Consider the following 18,733-nt stretch of genomic DNA (forward strand, 5'->3'; position numbering starts at 1 on the left):
CCTGCTCGAACGCCTGGTGACCCAGGACGATATCGACAACGGCGTGATCGTCGAGGTACCGGTAGCGCCCGGTGATATCGATGTCAGCGTCAATGCCACCATCACCGACTCGGCGGGCAACTCCGACACTGACAGCGACAACAAGCCGGTGGACAACCTGCCGCCGGTTGCCACGCTCATCGCCGACCAGAGCGATATGGATTCAGACCAGATCAACCTGGATATCAGCTCATACTTCAACGATGCGATCAGTGGCAATAACCTGACCTATGCTGTAGCCGGTCTGCCTGATGGGCTGAGCATCGATCCAGCTACCGGTGTGATCAGCGGCACCATTGACCATTCCGCCAGCCAGTATGACAGTGATGGCGATGGTCAGGCTGATGGTGAGTACAGTGTCACCATTACCGTGACCGACGAGGCTGGTAACAGTACCGATGCGACCTTCACCTGGACCGTCGGCAACCCGCCGCCGATAGCGAAAAGTGATACCAACACCACGTTGGAAGATACCCCGCTGCATGTCGATGCAGCCGGTGGCGTGTTGGCCAACGACCACGACCCGGATGGTGATGACCAATTGACCGTCACTGAATTCGTCGTGGAGGGCCAGACCTACAGTGCCGGCGATACCGCTATCATCACCGGTGTGGGGGAGCTGACGCTCAACGATGACGGCAGCTACAGCTTCGTGCCGGAGCCGGACTGGCATGGCGACGTCCCCACAGTGACCTATACCGTCAGTGATGGCGAGGGTGGTACCGATACCGCTGAACTGAATATCACTGTTGAACCTGTTCTTGACATCACCCTGACAGCCACACCACAGGTGACCGAGGGTGACAAAATTACTGTCACCGCGAGCGTGGAAAGCCCGGTAGCAGGTGAGCCACTGCATGTCATCCTGAACAACGGTCAGACGATTACCATCCCGGTTGGTGCTACCAGTGCCAGCATCGAAGTGGACAGCCGTCCGGATGATGTATATGAGCAGGGCACTACCACGGAGACATTCGAGGTAGTGAATGCCGTCGGCGGCAATGAGCATATCAACGGCTCCAGCCTGGGCAGCAGTGCCACTACGGGTATCGTCGACGATTCCGATGTCACCACCGTCAGCGTCAGCACCACGGATGTCACCGAAGACGATGCGGAAGTCACCTTTGTCTTCCAGCTCAGTAACCCGCCGCAGACCGGTGAAACAGTGACCTTGACCGTCGATGTGGCGGGTACAGAACACATCATCACTGTCGATGCTACCGGGCGTGCCGAGCTGAAGGTGCCGACCCAGGATTCGGATGTTTATGTTGACCCGGACAGCCTGACCGCCACGGTTACTGATATTATAGGCGGTAACTTCGAAGCGACCGACCTCACCGGCGCCAGTGCTACTGCGCAGATCAGCGACACCATCGACGTAACCAGCGTCAGCCTGACTGCCGGCCCGGATCTGACCGAGGCTGGTGGTACCCTGACCTACACCGTAACGCTGGGTGCGGATGTACGTAGCGGTGATGATCCCGTCGAGGTGACCTTCACCGACCTCAATGGTGACAGCCAGACCATCATCATCAGCTCGGGCAACACCGGCACCGTGGATGTCACCATCCCGCCGACGCTGTTTGAAGACCCCTATATCGAGGCAGCGGAGGATCTGCTGGTGGCCACGGATGTGGTGGTCACTGGTGGTACGGACTTCGAGCAACTGGGTAGCCCGAGCGTGGGCACCGTCGAGCTGACCGATAGCATCGATGACACCACCGCGACCTTGACGGTCAGTGGCTCGGGTGATGAGGACAATGGCTCGATCACCTACACGGTGACCCTGGACAACCCGCCGCAGGCGGATCAGAAGTTCAACGTCACCCTGAGTAACGGTCAGACGGTAGAGATTACCGTGCCGGCCAATGGCACCAGCGGCAGTATCACCTTTGGTTGGGGCACCGGCGCCGTCGCTGGCACCCAGCCGCTGACCGGCTACCCGGACGGTGATGTCTACGTTGAGCCGGACTTCGATCTGGAAGTGACCGACTTTGTTGCGGTTAACAATGCCGGCAACTTCGAGAACCTGGTCACGCAAGATGACACCACGCCCATCACCATCAGCGACACCCCGACGCCGGTCACCGTAACCCTGAGCGACATCGTTGGGCAGGAAGGTGAACTTCATACCATCACTGCCACGGTCGATCATCCGGTAACCGGAAGTGATCTGGTCATTACCCTGAGCAACGGTGAAACCATCACCATCGTGGTGGGTGCGACCAGCGGCACGTCCGATCCGTTCGAGATCCAGACTGATGATGTGTATGTGGACGGCGAAAGCTATGACGTCACTATCACCGGCACCACGGGTGGTAACTTCGAGGATCTGGTGACCACGGACACGGCCAGCGTGACGGTCACCGACACCATCGACCCTGTCTACGCAAAAATCACGGTCGATCATGAAGCCGTCCTGGAAGGTGGAGAACTGACCTACACCGTCAGCCTGGTTGATGGCGATGGTAATCCGGTGACTGTGGAAGCAGGGGCGAGCGTTACTGTCCAACTGGATTGGAGTGGTGCAGCGGCAACAGCGGCTGATCTGGACAATTTCGCTGGCTTGCCTGGCAGCGTCACCATCGGCGCCGGTCAGAGCGAATCGACCTTCACCGTGACCACCCTGGTGGATGCGGTTAATGAATACAGCGAGCCGCTGAATGTCACTATCACTGGTGTAGATGATACCGCCGGAGCTACCAAGCTCTTTGAGGAGCTTCGAGTAAGCACCAGTGAGGGGAGCGTTTCCTCCGATATTCTCGATGCGCCGACCATCGGCGGTTCAGTAACCGTTTATGAGAAAGGGCTGGGCAACGCCAGCGATGACTCTGAAAGTGCCGGAGGTGTGATACGCATCACTGCGCCATCCGGGCTGGATAGCATTGTTGTTGATGGCCAGTCGATTTCCTTGGCCGATCTCCAGGCTCTGGATGCCAGCTCCCCCGTGATCATCACCATTACAGGACATGGCACGTTGACCCTGACTGGCTTCACGCCGACACAGACAGTCAATGGTGAGGACGCTGCCTGGGAGATCAGCTATACCTACACGCTGACCGACAATCAGACACATAATGCTCCGGGCATTGATGATCTTTTGTATGAAATTGACCTTGAGGTTGTTGCAGGCAACCCGCTTGGTGGAACAACCATCGCCGGCGGCACGCTGGATGTGACAGTGGTTGATGATGTACCTGTTGTAGAGCGGAGCAGCGTGGCACTGGGCGAGGTTCAGGTGGATGAAACCACACTGGGCGACTCAGCTTCGGCTGACTTCTCCGGTGCCTTCAGCCATGACTTCGGTGCGGATGGCGATGGCGGTCTGGTTTACACCCTTGAGGTGGATACTGCCGCAACTGGTCTGCTGGATACCGAAACGGGAGACCCGATTGTTCTGGTTGCATCGCCTGATGGTCTGACCGTAACGGGCCATGTAGGTGATGATAGTGGTCCGGCGGCCTTCACCATCTCGGTCGATGCCAACGGAGAGGTCACCCTGACGCAGAACAGACCTCTGCACCACACTGACCCGAACAACCATGACGACGTACTCCGTCTGCCTGATGGCAGCCTCAAGCTGACCGCCACCGCGACGGATGGTGACGGCGATACCGACTCTGCCTCGGTGGATATCGGTGGACGCTTCAGCTTCAAGGATGATGGCCCGACCATCGGTGCCGCACCGACGCCTGGTGCCGTTGACGAAGCCTATCTGACCACCGGAAGTGGCGATGGAGCCGCTGGCCTGTCCACTCAGACCGGGGCCGATCTGGATGTCAACTTCGGTGCTGACGGGCAGGGTTCGTTGGTATTCTCCGGCGAGCAGGTGGCACTGCGCACCTGGCTGGATGCCAGTGGCAACACCGATATCATCATTACTGGTACCGGTACCAGTGAGCTGAGCGGAACCCGTGGCGGGCAGGAGATATTTACCGTCACCCTGACGGTCGATGCCGATGGTCAGGCCAGCTACCACTTCGAACTGAAAGGCGCGATGCTGCACAGGGACTCTGCGCAGAACCACGAGCTGACCTTCAATTATGAGGCGGTAGACGGTGATGGTGACCGTGCCAACGGTACCTTCGTGGTTGAGGTGGTGGACGATAACCCACGTACCGAACTCACCATCGAGGTGGATGAAGACAAGTCCCATGGGCCTTTCAATACCTCGGCGGATGCGACCCAGGACAACATCAGCATCAGCATGACTGACGGCGGGCCAGCGGTGTCCGGCACTCTCGATGGCACTGACATGCTCTACGATGTGGGGCATGGCACTGTGACGGTGCATGACGATGGGAAAGTAACCTACACGCCTAAGCCGGATTACAGCAATCACGGTGGTTCGGATGAGTTCTACGTTAAGGTTAACGAAGACCATGGCGGTTCGCAGACCAAGGTAACCGTCAATGTGCTACCAGAAGCGGACGCGCCGGTGCTGGAAGCGAATAAACAGCTGGATACGCCGGAAGATACCGCAGTCCTGCTGGAGCTGAAGCTCCCGGGCATCAAGGATGCTGTGGATCAGAATCTGACTGCAGGGGGCGACGACCCCGAGCGCCTGGGGGCAATAACCCTGACGGTGAACCCGTCCGGCACACCGGACCCGGCTACCCCTGGATTGGCCTACACACAGGACGGAACAGGTACGGAAATAGACCTGATCCCCAGCAGTTCTGGCGTTTATACCATAGTGATCGTTGAAAACACCGGTGACACCACGCCGGATACCGACCTGCACCATAGCGGAACCTTGCCGACAGGTGACGTCAACTACCTGACTCGCGCCGAATACGAGAGCCTGCAGGCCACTCCTGATGGCGATCGCCACGAGAACTTCGAGGTGGTGGTCAGTGTCAAGAGCTACGAGGTGGACGGCAGCGGCGTGCCGCTGGACGACAGCCAGGTAGTTGGCACCAATGGCGCCGAAAGCTCCCAGACCATCACTGTCGATGTGCAGGCGGTGACGGATGAGGTTGCTCTGGAGCTGAAGGCAGACCCGTCCCAGCCCGACATTGTGATTGCTCCAGGTAACAAGTCGGCTGATATCACGATGAGCGAGGATACATCCTTTGATCTGACCGCTATCCTCATCCCTGACGCATTCAAGGATACCGATGGCAGTGAGACGCGCTACCTCGGTTTTGATGGGCTGCCTGTCGGCACCATAGTGACTGTGGATGGCACTGAGTACACTATCGGCGCCCCGGGTATACCGACCCAGGATTTCGGGAGTGGTCCGGTTCCAGTCATCGTGATGCCCGGTACTCAGACAAGCCTGCCCCAGGTGAGCATCCGTCCGCCGCAGGACTTCAGTGGTGATCTGGAAAACATCAAGGTTATTCTGGGTGCGCGGGACAGTGATGCGGATAGCCCCTCGGCAGACCCGCAACTTGAATCGGATGAGATAACCCTCAATCTGTACGTCAAGCCGGTGGCAGGTGATGTCACGGAGCGCAGCAGCCACACCATCGATGAAGATAACCCGGTCACCTTCCTGTCCGGTATCAAGGTAACGGACGACAGCCGTGACGCCACGGGCGGTGAGGTCATCACCCAGGTGGTGTTCAGCCTGCCGACCGATAACGGTGCCTGGACGCTGACGAGCCAGCCTGCCCCTCAAGTTGGCTGGAGCATGACAGGTTCCGGTACAGGACCTTACGTCATCACTTTCGATGATTCTCTGACTCAGGTGCAGCGTGAGGAGGTGCTTGGCCAGTTCGAAGTCACCCCGCCAGCCCACAGCAGCCTGGATGCCGGAAACTGGGTGATCGAGGTCACCACGGTGGATAGTCAGGTGGTTGATGGCTTGCCAGTGCTCAGTGATTCGGTACAGACGAATCATGTGGTAACCGTCACCGTCAACCCGGTAGCAGAGCGGACCGACAGCAATACCGATGGCCAGAACGGCAATGATGTCACCATCAACCCCGACCATGTGTATGACACCTCCGGGGTAGAAGATACACCCCTCGATCTGGGTGTGGACGGTGGTTTCCGACTCAGTGGTGGCTGGTCCAACGAAGATGGCAAGTGGGTCGATGGTGGTGCGGGCAGCTGGGCCGCGGACACTACAGATGGTCGCAGCGAAGATACCTATGCGCTGTTGACACCCTATACCACGGATAATGATGCGCAGGCCGGTGCGACGCCTGTGGAGAAATTGCTGGGCAGCATCTTTACCTATTCCGATGGTACCGACACCCACACCCTGGTGTTTACCGGTGAGCCGGTGGCGATTCCCATGCAGTACCTGGATTCGGTCACCTTCCAGGGACCGAAGGATTGGTTCGGTGTGGTCAAGATTGAAGTCAATGCGCGTACGGTTGATTACGATGAGGATGACGGCAGCGCAACAGCTCCAGCGGATTCCGGTCAGTCCTGGCTGACCAACCTGATCATTCAGCCCAAGGCGGACAAGGTGACGCTCAAGGTGGATGCCAACCCTGGCACTGTCGAAGATAAAGCTGTGACGCTGAATATTCGGCCCACCACCAGCTCGAATCGCACGGATGTGGATACGACCTTCGATGTCTCCATTGCCGGCATACCCGAGGGTGCGCAGGTTGAGTATGGCGGAGTCACCTACGTGACCGATGCATCACTGCCGGCCCACGACCCAGCAGACGATACCCAGCCGACCGGTATGTATCAGGCAGCAGATGGTAGCTATGTACTGGTTATCAGGGACTTTGATGAAGCAGATCAGCCGATCCTGACGCCACCCAAGAGCAGCAATGAGACAATCAAGCTGAGCGTTACTGCCGATTCGGTGGATACCTTGACCTATATCGACAAAGACGGTAACCCGCAAACCGTGACCAGTCGGGGCTCTGAACAAACCCCGTCGCTGACTCACACCCTGCCGATCGAGGTGGAGGTGCTGGGCGTCCCGAATGAACCGGATATGGTCATTGTTGATGGTGTGTACACCGAGGATGCTGGCGATCAGAGCAGTGGGCAGCTTGAAGTTGCACTGGATGAGCTGATCACCAGCCTGGAATCGGGCGAAATAAATGCCGGTGCAGATGGCTCGGAAACCGTCACCCTGCGCATCAGTAACCTGCCGGAAGGCTTCGAGTTGATCGGTGCCGGCCCGGTCATCACGGGTGAGGGTGACAACCGCGTCTGGGTGGTGACCCAGAAAGACCTGGATGATGGCAATATCACGATCAGAGTACCTCAGCACTGGAGCGGTACCCTGGAGTTCACCGTCCAGCCGGTGGTCACGGAAAATGACAACAAGGCTGAAAAGTTCTTTGACGAGCATAACGTCAAGTTCACCGTCAATCCGGTGGCGGAGGCGACGCTGAGCATCAGCTCCAACCTGCTGGAAGATACCGTCGGTGAACTGCAACTGGCGCCTGTTGGTGCCGATTCTGATGAATACATCAGTGAGGTACGGATTGCCGTGGATGATCTGCCAGCGGGTGTCACCCTGTATGCCGATGCGGCAGGCAGCACCCCACTGGTGGCAGGTGGTGATGGTTATTACACCATCAGCAACCCGGGAACCAGCGGGGCACCCAGTGTGTACGTCAAGGGGCCGGCGAACTTCAGCGGCCGTATCGAGCTGGACATCGAGTACAAGGTGACTGATCCGTCGACCGATGGAAGCCTTGCAGCCGATGTCAGCGACTGGAAGACGGGTGACCATACCCTGAACTTTGTGCCCCATACCGACCAGATCGGTATGGGCGTGACAGGGGCGACGGGTAGCGATGTTGTTACCGACCTGAACGCTGGTGTTACCACCAAAACCGGCGTCGGTACAGTCGATGTCACCCTGGATATCAGCCAGCTGGCCGACAGCAATGCCGGGGGTGCCGTGGATACCGATGGCAGCGAGCAATTGACTCATATCGTGGTATCCGGACTTGCGCCGGGAGTCAGCGTGCAGGGTGCGATTGATATCGGCGGCGGTCGCTGGCTGCTTCAGGTGAATGAGGATTGGGACGGTAGTGCCGATCTGTCGCAGACGCTGACCTTTGTGATCGGGCCGTATGCAAGTGATTTTGAGTCCGAGATCACTATTACCGCCTACAGCCGGGATCAGGGTGCTGCTGGCCAGAGTCCTGCCGGGAATCAGGAGCGGGCGGAGATCAGTTGGCAACTGAACTATGTTGGTGGTACCGGTGAGCCGGCCGAGCTGCCGGAAGTCAGCCTGACTCCGACGGATATCGCCCAGAGTGAAGATAGCTCTTTCCAGCTGGGTGATGTGGTGACGGGTGGCGCAACGGGTGGCCAGAATAACGGTGATCCCTATGAGCTGACCGTCACTATTCGCACCAGCCCGGATGATGACCTCACCTTTGCTGGTCTGACACCGACGTTGGTGGTGGAAAACGGTGAGCAGGTAGTGCTGTGGACGGCCACCACCACGGTGGGAACCGGCGATGATCCAGCTGCTGCGCTGCAAGCTGTGCTGGATAGCATTACCGTGCATGCGCCCAGTGATGCCAACCGCAATAACCTGGATGGACCACTGGAGCTGGATATCACCGCCTCGGTCCATACCCAGGGGGTAAGCCGGGAAGTACAGGCAGATATCGAGGTGGATATCGCGCCGGTAACCGATGACCTGGGTATCGGCGTTGGCAGCGTGAGCGTGGATGAGGGTGCGGATATTCCGCTGAACATCACTGTGCCGAGCAATACCGTGGATGGCGAGCTGGGTGGCTCAGGGGATGCCAGCTGGGAAATCGAGAATGATCTGGTTTATATCCACATCCCCGATGGCGGTCTGGAGGGTGAGCTGACGGATGCCAGTGGTACCCCGCTGTCAGAGTTTACCGGTACCCCGCCAGCGGGTACGCCTCCGGGTGGCAAGCTCTATGCCGTGTCACCCGAGGAGCTGGCCGGCCTGAAGTTTGTGCCGGATGCCAGCCTGCCGCACCAGACCGGTAGCCTGGATGTGACCGTGCTGGTTGAGCACAAGGAAAACGGCGGCGACACCAAGGTGTCCACAGGCACGGGTTCGCTGGCCATCCACCAGAGCAACAGTGGCTATGAAGCGGATATTACCGCCGAGGGTGACGAGCACAGCGTCAGTGCTGATTCGAGCAAGGCGATCAAGCTGCAATTCGGTCCGGATTCCGGACTGGTCGATGCTGGCGAAACCATCGAATCTGCCTTCCTCAGCGGTCTGCCGGATGGCTTCACCGTTTATTACCAGAGTGAGTCGGGTGATTCTGTTCTGGCCAATAACGCCGGTGATGGTACCTGGGTGATACCGGTCAGTGGCGGCCAACTGCCGGAGGGCATTGCTATCCTGCCGCCGAAGCACTGGAGTGGTACCCTGGAAGACCTCAAGCTGACCGTGCGCAGCGGCCATGCCGGCCAGGCTTCTAACCCGAGCGAGGTGCTGTTTGATCTGGTCGTAACGCCGCAGGCCGACGGCCTGGAGCTGAACCCGACCCTGAGCTTCGGGATTGCCGGGGACAAGATCGCGCTGAACCTCAACAGCCATATGAAGGATCCGCGAGAGGCTGTTGGTGCCGACGGTGATGAGCATACGGAACGTACTCATCTGGAGCTGAGTGGCTTCCCCGACGGGGAAAAAGTGCAGTTCTACACCGGTGCGGCAGGCGAGGTAGACCTGATCGAAGATGGTCGTGCGACTTATGACGGCAGCAAGTGGGTAATCCAGGGGCTGACGCAAAGCGAGCTGGATAACCTCCAGTTTGTACATGGCACCACAACAGGCAACCAGACGATTGATGTTGTGGCCAAGACCTATGAGGTGGACGCGGCTGGTAACCAGGTTGGTGGCTACTCTGACGAGGTGGATGGGACGATAGACATCAACGTTGACGCCACCCTCCCGAGCAGCGGGGATGATCTATTCCTGTGGGAAGGAGGACTGATCGACGGGCTGGGCGGTGTGGATACAGTGCAGCTGCGTTTTGGCGACAACCTGGGCGGCAGTGATTTCGACAAGCTGAGCAACATCGAAATCATTGATATGCGTGGTGAAGCCTCAGGAGACAATGCCATCAACGGTCTGAGTGTCGAGGATGTATTCAGCATGACCGACAACGCTAATGTGCTGCAGATCTTCGGTGATGCCGGCGATAGCGTGGACCTCCGGGGAGGAGGCTGGACAGCCGATGGTGATGGCAATTACACCGGTACCCATAATGGTATTACAGTGACTTTGGAGGTGCAGGGCGCCGGTATCCTCATCGACTGACCCAAACCCGGTCGGGCACCCGCCCGACCATCCCCCACCAACCACAAAAGGCCGGATTTCCGGCCTTTTGTCTTTCATCTTGCGGGGTTATGGCAGGTTGGCTCCATCCCGCCCAGCAGTGTCTCAGGTCGGCAAGAACTGGCAGGAGTCCAGCATTGCTGCTACCTTGTAGAAACATATCTACATGCGAGGGGGTGGCGGCATGACTATTACCACGATATCAAGCCGGGAGTTCAACCAGGCGGCCAGCGAAGCGAAGCGGGCTGCAAACAGCGGCCCGGTATTCATCACCGACCGTGGCCGTCCGGCCCATGTTCTGGTGAGTATCGAGCTGTGGCAGCGCTTGACTGGGAGCCACGGCAAGATTGCCGATCTACTGGCTATGCCCGGCGTTGAGGATATGGAGCTGGAAACGCCGCGTTCCCGTGAATTGGCGCAGCCAGCGGATCTGTCCTGATGTATTTACTGGATACCAATGTTGTTTCGGAGCTGAGAAAGGTGCGGGCTAACCGGGCCGATGGCAACGTCGCGCAATGGGCCGACAGCGTAGCTGCAGAGGATCTGTATGTGTCGGCCATTACCATGCAGGAACTGGAAATGGGCGTTCTGCTGGTTGAGCGTCGCGACCCGCCACAAGGCGCGATTTTCCGCACCTGGCTCGACAACCATGTTCTGCCTGCCTTTGCCGGTCGCATCCTGCCGGTGGATACAGCGGTAGCGCAGCGTTGTGCCGCGCTGCATGTGCCCGATCCGCAGCCTGCCATGGATAGCCTGATCGCAGCTACCGCCCTGGTACACGGTATGACATTGGTTACACGCAACGTGGCGGATTTCCAGGCATCGGGTGTGCCATTGCTCAATCCGTGGGAATCTGGCAGCGCGTAGGGCTTTCCTGGCTTTGCCCTCTTTCGTCCCGTCAGGAGAGAGTCAGCGCATGCGCTGACTCTCTGGATAACCTGTCGATTCAGCCGGCCGGCTGCCCGGTCCACAGGCTGGTCAGGCTGCCGAGCAGCGGCTGCCCGACCCCCTGGCCACCGATGAACTGCAGCAGCACCGGAGCGAACTGGCTGACCATGCCCGCGTCCATGCCCAGTGTCGAGAAGGCGCTGCCGACGTCGGCCAGGCTGGTCATCTCGCTTTGCGCAGCGTTGCCGGCCAGTGGGTTGTTCTTGCCCAGCAGGCCGCTGACGGCGCCGAGCTGGCTGCCCGTTGTGCTGCCTGCCAGATTTTCCAGTGCCGGGACGCTGCTCAGCAGCTGGCTGTAGTCCGTACCGGGCAACTGGTTCCTGGCCAGGTTGAGCAGGGCGCTGGTGCCGCCCACGGCTTGTTCGGTGCTGACATTCAGATCGGTCAATTTGCTGATCAGGTCGGCGGACTGGGCGGTGCTGGAGCCAGGGGTTGCCACGCTTGAGGCGACACGGGCGGCGTCGCCGAGGCTGAAGGCGTGGACGGTGCCGACGCCGGCGCTCAGGCCGAGGGCAAGGGTCAGGGTAAGGCAGAAGTGTTTCTGGATCATGTGCATATTCTCGTTGCGGGTCTGCGCTGGGCGGGGCAGGATGTTGCTCCGTTGCCGAGAGAGTGTAACCGATCTGCCGTGTGGCGGGATTGCGGTAGAACACGCCCTCTATGGCCAGGACTGCAACAGTTGCAGCGCCGCAGAGCATGAATCCATGTACGTTCAGGAGGCGTCATGTCACATATCGAGGGGCCGCAGAGCCGTTTCTATCATTCGCGCGGGCTGCGCCTGCATTATCTGGACTGGGGCAATGCCGATGCGCCGGTGCTGATACTGATCCACGGCGGGCTGGAGCATGCGCGTGTGTGGGATCAACTGGCGCGGCAGCTGTGTGCCGACTGGCATGTGCTGGTGCCGGACCTGCGCGGGCATGGCGACAGCGACTGGAGCAGCGGTGGCGCCTATGCCATTCCCGACTTCGTACCGGATATCGCCGCGCTGGTGGCCGAGCTGGGTGAGCGTCCGGTGAATCTGGTGGCGCACTCGCTGGGCGGCAATATCGCGGTGCACTACACCGCGTTGTTTCCGGAGAAGGTCAGTCGGCTGTGCGTTATCGAGGGGCTGGGGTTTTCGCCTGAGGCGCGTGCCAGACGTGATGAAAAGTCACGCCGTGAGCAATTGCGCGAGTGGGTCGAGAAGGTCCGGGGGCTGGACGTGCTTGGCGCCAGCCAGTATCCCAGTGTCGAGGCGGCGGTACAGCGGTTGATGAAGCATGACCCGTTGCTGAGTCGCGAGTTGGCCGAATATGTCTGCGAGCGCGGGCTCAGGCCCAATGACCATGGCCAGTGGCGCTGGAAGTACGATCATCAGATCCGTGGCTTTGGCCCGGCGGAAATCGCCTCGGTGGAACCCAGCGACCTGTGGCAGGCCATCGAATGCCCGGTGCTGCTGATGTATGGCGCCGAGAGCTGGGCCTCCAATCCGCAGGAGGATGGCCGCGTCCAGCACTTTTCCCGGGCCCGGGTGGTGATGGTGGAGCAGGCCGGGCACAACCTGCATCATCATCAGCCGGAGGTGTTCATGCGGCATTTGCGGGCGTTCCTGGCGGAGCCGGGGGCTGGGGTGTAGCCCCCCTGGTCCGCGTTCGGGCGCTACGCCGGCGGACTTGTGCCGGCTGAGGGCTGTCGGCGAGCGGGGGCTCGCCAACCCCGGGGGTCTTACATGCCCATCAGCGAGATGGTCCATGGCAGGATCAGCAGTACCAGGCTGGCGCTGCAGATCGAGAAGCAGAAGCCGGTCTTGATCATCGAGCCCAGCGGTACTTCACCGGAGCCGTAGACGATGGCGTTCTGCGGCGTGGCGACCGGCAGCATGGCGCCCAGCGAGCAGGCAAAGGTGCCGGCGATGGCCGGTAGCAGCGGGCTGACGTCGGCGGCTATGGCAATCGGAATGATGATCGGCACTATGATGGCTGCGGCGGCAGTGTTGCTGGTGGTTTCCGAGATGACCAGGGCCAGTGCCACGGCAAAGATGGTGATGGCGATGCTGCTGCTGAGTCCGAACATGCTGGCGGCGGAGCTGCCGATCACCTGTGACAACCCGGTGTGCCCCATCATCGAGCCGAAGATCAGGCCGGAGCCGAACAACAGCACTGTGCCCCAGTCGATCTGCGCTGCATCCTTCCATTCCAGGGTGAACTGGCGCTGATTCCAGTTGGTCGGCAGCATGAACAGCAGGCAGGCGCCCAGTACCGCGACCATGCCCTCGTTGAGTCGGGTATCCAGGAACATATAAAGTGCCGAGCTGTCGTCGAGCAGGGGTTTGAGCAGGCTGGGGGCCAGCCAGAGTACCGCCATGAAGATGAACGCCAGCAGGGTGTTCTTCTCCGCCCGCGACATGGGGCCTAGCTCCTGGCGCTGCTGCTTGATGTACTCACCGATGCCTTCGATGCGATTGGTTTCCGGGCGGTTGAGCGCGATCACCACCAGTATCAGGACCACGAACAGCACGGCGGCCAGCGGTGCGGCGGACAGCATCCAGCCGAGGATACTGATGCTCTGGCCGAGGTCGTTTTCCAGGAACTGCCGGGCCACCAGGTTCGGCGGGGTGGCCACTGGTGTGAGGATGCCACCGACGCTGGCGCCGTAGGCGAGGATCAGCATCAGCGCGATACCCAGCCGCAGCGGGCCGGACTTCTGCGCGGCGGTCGAGCCGCTGCGTGCCAGCGAGCTGCGGATCACCCCGAGGATACCCAGTGCGGTGGGCAGCAGTATGGCCACCGTGGCGGTATTGGAGATGAAGAATGACAGCAGGCAGGTGGCCAGGCCAAAGGCGATCAGGATGCGGTTGGTGGTGGTCGCCAGCCCCGGGATATCCAGGATCATGAAGGCGGCGCGCTTGGCCAGCCCGTGCTTCATCATGGCATGGGCGAGGATGAAGACGCCGATGAACAGGAAGATGATCGGCGAGCCGAAGGGCCTGACGATAACCGCGGCGGTATCCACGCCCAGCAGCGACATCAGGGCGATACCGAGGATGCCGCTGACCGGGATCGGCAGGGCCTCGGTCACCCACAACACGATGACCGCGCCGAGACTGGCGGCCACCGCCTGCTGGGCGGGCGTCAGCCCCAGCGGCGCCAGATACAGGCAGAGAAACAGCAGCGGTGCGAGGATGAAACCGACCGCCTGGCGGAAGGTGCCGTCGCTCTGGGCACAGGAGAAAGCGCGGGGTGCCCTGACGGGCACGGCAAGTGCGTTGTTCATGGGGTGATCCTCTGTTGTTCTTGTAATGCAGAGTGGGCCGTTGGCTAATCGGGACGGCAGTTGTCCAGTCTGCTGCGGCTGCTGGAACAGCCTTGGCGCCGAGTATATGAAGTAAATGGAAGGACATGATTATCCTGAAATTACTTCATAAGTAACTTTCATTCACGAAAGGTCGGCAGCCCGGGATTGGCGAGTACCCAACTCGCTCCTCAGCCGCAGCAAGCCCGCAGGCGTAGCGCCCGAACGCGGACCCCCGGCCCTGGGGTTGGCGAGCCCCCGCTCGCCGACAGCTGCCCGGCAAGCACGATGTCGCCGGCATCACGCCCGAACGCAGAGCGGGGCGCTACACCCCGGGAAACGCAGCGTGGTTACTCCCAAGCCGCCAGGCTGTCGTTCGGCCGGTCGATATTGTCGTGAAAGAAGTCGCGCAGATGCTCGATGAAGCAGGACACCTTGGCTGACAGGTTGAGGCGTTCCAGATAGACGGCATACACATCCGCCGGCGGCGTCTGGTAATCGGCGAGGATTTCCACCAGTTGGCCGGAGCGCAGGTAGCGGGCCAGGTTCCATTCGGCGCGCAGCAGAATGCCATGGCCCTCCAGCGCCCAGTTCAGTGCCACTTCGCCGTCATTGGTGCTGAGATTGCCGCCGACCTTGATCGACTCGCTCTTCTTGCCCTGGCTCAGGCGCCAGATGCCGAAGGCCGAGTCATTCTGGCGTAGCACTATGCAGTTGTGCTGGCTCAGCTGTTCCGGTGTCTGCGGGTGGCCAAAGGCTTTCAGGTAGGCAGGGGCAGCGCACAGGCGCCGGCGGTTGATGGCGATCTTGCGGGCGATCAGTCGTGAGTCGGGCAGTTCACCGAAGCGGATGGCCACGTCGATGGAATCATCCGGCAGGTTCATTGGCCGGTCGGTCAGGTGCAGCTGCACCTCGACTTCCGGGTAGCGCCGGACAAAGGAGGAGATTGCCAGGCTGATATGGGTGCGGCCGAAGCCCAGCGGCGCATTGACCCGCAACAGCCCCCGCGGCTCGGCCCGGCTGCTGGAGACCTGGCGTTCCATCTCCTCGATTTCGGCGAGGATGCGCTGGGCGCTGCTCAGGTACAGCTCGCCCTCGGCGGTCAGGCTGATGCTGCGGGTGGTGCGGTTGAGCAGGCGCACGCCAAGGCGCTGCTCCAGTCGCGCCAGGCGCTTGGATACCGCCGGCGGGGTCAGGTTCAATTCCCGGGCGGTGGCCGCCAGGCTGCCGAACTTGACCAGCTGGATGAAGAACGACAGTTCCGATTCCTGGTTCATAGTTAACCTTGAGGAAACAATGAAGTGATTTGCATTGTATTACACGCTTTGCAGTAAATCCGTAATCTTGCCTGCAGGTTGCATCCCATAAGACCGACAACAAATGCCTTGCAGGAGAACACCGTGGATAACCAAGCTGCTGTTGAATCCCTCACCGATGTACTGGGCAAGTTTACCGCCTACATCGGCAAGCGCCTGCCCACCGACGTCAAGAAGAAGACCGAGAAGCTGCGCGCTGCAGAAACGAACCCGCTGGCCATCGCCGTCTATGACTCCATGGCCGAGAACCAGGACTACGCTGACAAGCTGGATCGCCCCAGCTGCCAGGATACCGGGGTGATCCAGTATTTCATCTCCGCCGGTTCGCGCTTCCCGCTGCTGGGCGAGCTGGAGGGCATTCTGGAGAATGCCACGCTGGACGCCACCCGTCTCGGGCCGCTGCGGCACAACGCGGTAGAAACCTTCGACGAGAAGAATACCGGTACCAACACCGGCTCGAAGATTCCCTGGCTGGACTGGGAAATCATCCCCGATGCGGATCACGCGATTATCGACGTGTATATGGCTGGCGGAGGCTGCACCCTGCCGGGGTCGGCCAAGGTGCTGATGCCGGGCCAGGGCTACGAGGGGGTGACCGAGTTCGTGTTCGACGTGATCACCTCGCGCGGGGTCAATGCCTGCCCGCCGCTGCTGGTCGGCGTCGGAGTATCGACCTCGGTGGAAACCGCGGCACGCCTGTCCAAGCGCGCGATCCTGCGGCCGGTGGATTCCAGCCACCCGAACGAGAATGCGGCGATGATGGAGACGCTGTTGGAGGAAGGGCTCAACGAGATCGGTATCGGCCCGCAGGGTCTGACCGGCAACAGCAGCGTGATGGGGGTGAATATCGAATCCTCGGCGCGGCACCCGTCGACCATTGGCGTGGCGGTGTCCACCGGTTGCTGGGCGCATCGTCGCGGCAAGATCCGCATCAATGCCGACCTGTCCTATGACATTCTCTCGCATGAAGGAGTAGTGCTGTGATCAAGGTTATCTCTACCCCGATCAAGGATGAAGACCTGGAAAACCTGAATGTTGGCGATGTGGTCTATCTGACTGGCCAATTGGTCACCTGCCGCGATGTAGCACACCGCAGGCTGATCGAACTCAAGCGTGAACTGCCGGTGGACCTGCGCGGCGGCGCGATCTTCCACGCCGGGCCTATCGTGCGCAAGAAGGACGATGGCGAGTTCGAGATGGTCTCTATCGGCCCGACCACCAGCATGCGCATGGAGAAGTTCGAGAAGGAGTTCATCGAGCAGACCGGCGTCAAGATGATCATCGGCAAGGGCGGCATGGGCCCGGAAACCACTACCGGCTGCCTGGAGAACAAGGCGGTGCATGCGGTATTCCCCGGTGGCTGCGCGGTGCTGGCGGCGACCAAGGTGGAGGAGATCGAGCGCGCCGAATGGCAGGACCTGGGCATGCCGGAAACCCTGTGGGTCAACCGGGTGCGTGAGTTCGGCCCGCTGATCATCTCCATCGATACCAAGGGCAACAACCTGTTCGAGCAGAACAAGGTGCGCTTCAACGAGCGTAAGGGCGCGGTGATCGAGAAGATCAACAGTCAGGTGCGGTTTATCAAATAACAGCGTGACGCGGCGGCAGGTCTGGGGGTGTAGCCCCCGGTCCGCGTTCGGGCGCTACGCCTGCGGACTTGCGGCGGCTGAGGACTGTCGGCGAGCGGGTGCTCGCCAACCCCAGGGCCGGGGTGTAGCGCCCCTGCGCTACGCCGGCGGACTTGTGCCGGCTGAGGGCTGTCGGCGAGCAGGGGCTCGCCAACCCTGGGAAGGGGAGTCAGCCTCGCTGGCCGTGGTGGAACTCGGTGCTCCATGCCGCAACTGTGACTGCCAGCCGGGCAGGGCTGTCTGTACTGGTATAATGCCCTGCATTATCCCACCGTCAGCGGTGCTGGCTCGCCGTTCATTGCCGATAAACGGTCATGCCAACGTAATACCCTTCGGCAATCGATCAAGAAATAGGACCACCATGCCCAAAGCCTCTCATCATGAGCTGCGCAATGCGTTCCGTGCATTGCTGGCCAGCTCCGCCTGCTATCACACTGCCTCGGTGTTCGACCCCCTGTCGGCACGTATCGCAGCTGATCTCGGCTTCGAGGTGGGTATCCTCGGCGGCTCGGTGGCCTCGCTGCAGGTGCTGGCGGCGCCGGACATCGCGCTGATCACCCTCAGTGAGTTCGCCGAGCAGGCCACGCGCATCGGTCGGGTGGCGCAGCTGCCGGTGATCGCCGATGCCGACCATGGCTACGGCAATGCGCTGAATGCCATGCGCACCGTGGTGGAGCTGGAGCGCGCCGGGATTGCCGCGCTGACGCTGGAGGATACCCTGCTGCCGGCGCAGTTCGGGCGCAAGTCCTATGATCTGATCAGCGTGGATGAAGGGGTCGGCAAGTTGCAGGCGGCGCGCCAGGCGCGGGATGACAGCGCCCTGGCGATCATTGGCCGCACGCATGCTGGGGTGCAGTCGCTACAGGAGGTCAGGCAGCGTACCCAGGCGTATCAACAGGCCGGAGCCGATGCCATCTGCCTGGTTGGGGTGGAGGATTTCGACCATCTGGAGGCCATCGCCGAGGGCTTGCAGGTGCCGTTGATGCTGGTCACCTATGGCAATCCGCAACTGCGTGATGATGCGCGGCTGGCCGCGTTGGGCGTGCGTGTCGTGGTCAACGGTCACGCCGCCTTTTTTGCCGCGATCAAGGCCACCTACGATAGCCTGCGCGAGCAGCGCGGCATCGCCAATGGCAATGGACTCAGCGCCTCGGAACTGGCGCTCCGTTACAGCTTCCCCGAGGACTGCATTGGCTGGGCGGCGAGGTATATGAATGTGACGGAGTGAACAAGACCCTGGTCATTGCGTATAGGGACTCCTCCCCGGTTGCAAGCTCCGATGGTTGAAAAACATAAAGCCGATGCGTGCGTATAGT

The 18,733-nt window shown here is 60.5% G+C and carries 10 protein-coding genes; 7 read left to right on the plus strand and 3 right to left on the minus strand.

Going from position 1 to position 18,733, the window contains the following annotated elements; translation table 11 throughout:
* The first annotated feature begins 16 nt into the window (after window positions 1–16).
* The 3 genes from H6X51_RS02435 (at window position 17) to H6X51_RS02445 (ending at window position 11,119) form a co-directional block, all read left to right on the plus strand.
* Complete coding sequence (locus H6X51_RS02435) at window positions 17–10,234, plus strand: immunoglobulin-like domain-containing protein (protein WP_221627178.1); 10,218 nt, start codon at window positions 17–19, stop codon at window positions 10,232–10,234.
* Between the two features lie 202 nt (window positions 10,235–10,436).
* Window positions 10,437–10,691, plus strand: a complete 255-nt coding sequence (locus tag H6X51_RS02440) for a type II toxin-antitoxin system Phd/YefM family antitoxin (protein WP_185265926.1) — start codon at window positions 10,437–10,439, stop codon at window positions 10,689–10,691.
* Window positions 10,691–11,119: a type II toxin-antitoxin system VapC family toxin gene (locus tag H6X51_RS02445; RefSeq protein ID WP_185265927.1), complete on the plus strand. Its 429-nt coding sequence runs from the start codon at window positions 10,691–10,693 to the stop codon at window positions 11,117–11,119. The genes H6X51_RS02440 and H6X51_RS02445 overlap by 1 nt, the downstream gene beginning before the upstream one ends.
* Window positions 11,120–11,198: 79 nt before the next feature.
* Here the strand turns inward: H6X51_RS02445 and H6X51_RS02450 are convergent, their stop codons facing one another.
* Window positions 11,199–11,750 (minus strand): DUF2780 domain-containing protein, encoded by a 552-nt coding sequence (locus tag H6X51_RS02450; RefSeq protein WP_185265928.1) that lies wholly within the window; start codon window positions 11,748–11,750, stop codon window positions 11,199–11,201.
* 174 nt (window positions 11,751–11,924) lie between these two features.
* Between H6X51_RS02450 and H6X51_RS02455 the strand changes: the two genes are divergently transcribed.
* Window positions 11,925–12,818, plus strand: a complete 894-nt coding sequence (locus H6X51_RS02455) for an alpha/beta fold hydrolase (protein WP_185265929.1) — start codon at window positions 11,925–11,927, stop codon at window positions 12,816–12,818.
* An 89-nt stretch (window positions 12,819–12,907) separates the two neighbouring features.
* Here H6X51_RS02455 and H6X51_RS02460 read toward each other — a convergent pair whose 3' ends face one another.
* Window positions 12,908–14,455, minus strand: a complete 1,548-nt coding sequence (locus H6X51_RS02460; protein WP_185265930.1) for an SLC13 family permease — start codon at window positions 14,453–14,455, stop codon at window positions 12,908–12,910.
* A gap of 368 nt (window positions 14,456–14,823) precedes the next feature.
* Window positions 14,824–15,750, minus strand: coding sequence for a LysR family transcriptional regulator (locus tag H6X51_RS02465; RefSeq protein ID WP_185265931.1), 927 nt, complete (start codon window positions 15,748–15,750; stop codon window positions 14,824–14,826).
* Between the two features lie 123 nt (window positions 15,751–15,873).
* Between H6X51_RS02465 and ttdA the strand changes: the two genes are divergently transcribed.
* The 3 genes from ttdA to H6X51_RS02480 all read left to right on the plus strand — a co-directional run bounded on the left by ttdA (window position 15,874) and on the right by H6X51_RS02480 (window position 18,645).
* Window positions 15,874–16,773, plus strand: coding sequence for a L(+)-tartrate dehydratase subunit alpha (gene ttdA / locus H6X51_RS02470; RefSeq protein ID WP_185265932.1), 900 nt, complete (start codon window positions 15,874–15,876; stop codon window positions 16,771–16,773).
* Window positions 16,770–17,378 (plus strand): L(+)-tartrate dehydratase subunit beta, encoded by a 609-nt coding sequence (ttdB, locus tag H6X51_RS02475; protein WP_185265933.1) that lies wholly within the window; start codon window positions 16,770–16,772, stop codon window positions 17,376–17,378. Before ttdA ends, ttdB begins: the two co-directional genes overlap by 4 nt.
* A gap of 400 nt (window positions 17,379–17,778) precedes the next feature.
* A complete protein-coding gene (locus tag H6X51_RS02480) occupies window positions 17,779–18,645 on the plus strand; it encodes an isocitrate lyase/PEP mutase family protein (RefSeq protein WP_185265934.1) in 867 nt (288 codons plus the stop codon).
* The last annotated feature ends 88 nt before the right edge of the window (window positions 18,646–18,733 follow it).

This window comes from Halopseudomonas xiamenensis (assembly GCF_014219065.1).
Classification (GTDB): Bacteria; Pseudomonadota; Gammaproteobacteria; order Pseudomonadales; family Pseudomonadaceae; genus Halopseudomonas; species Halopseudomonas xiamenensis.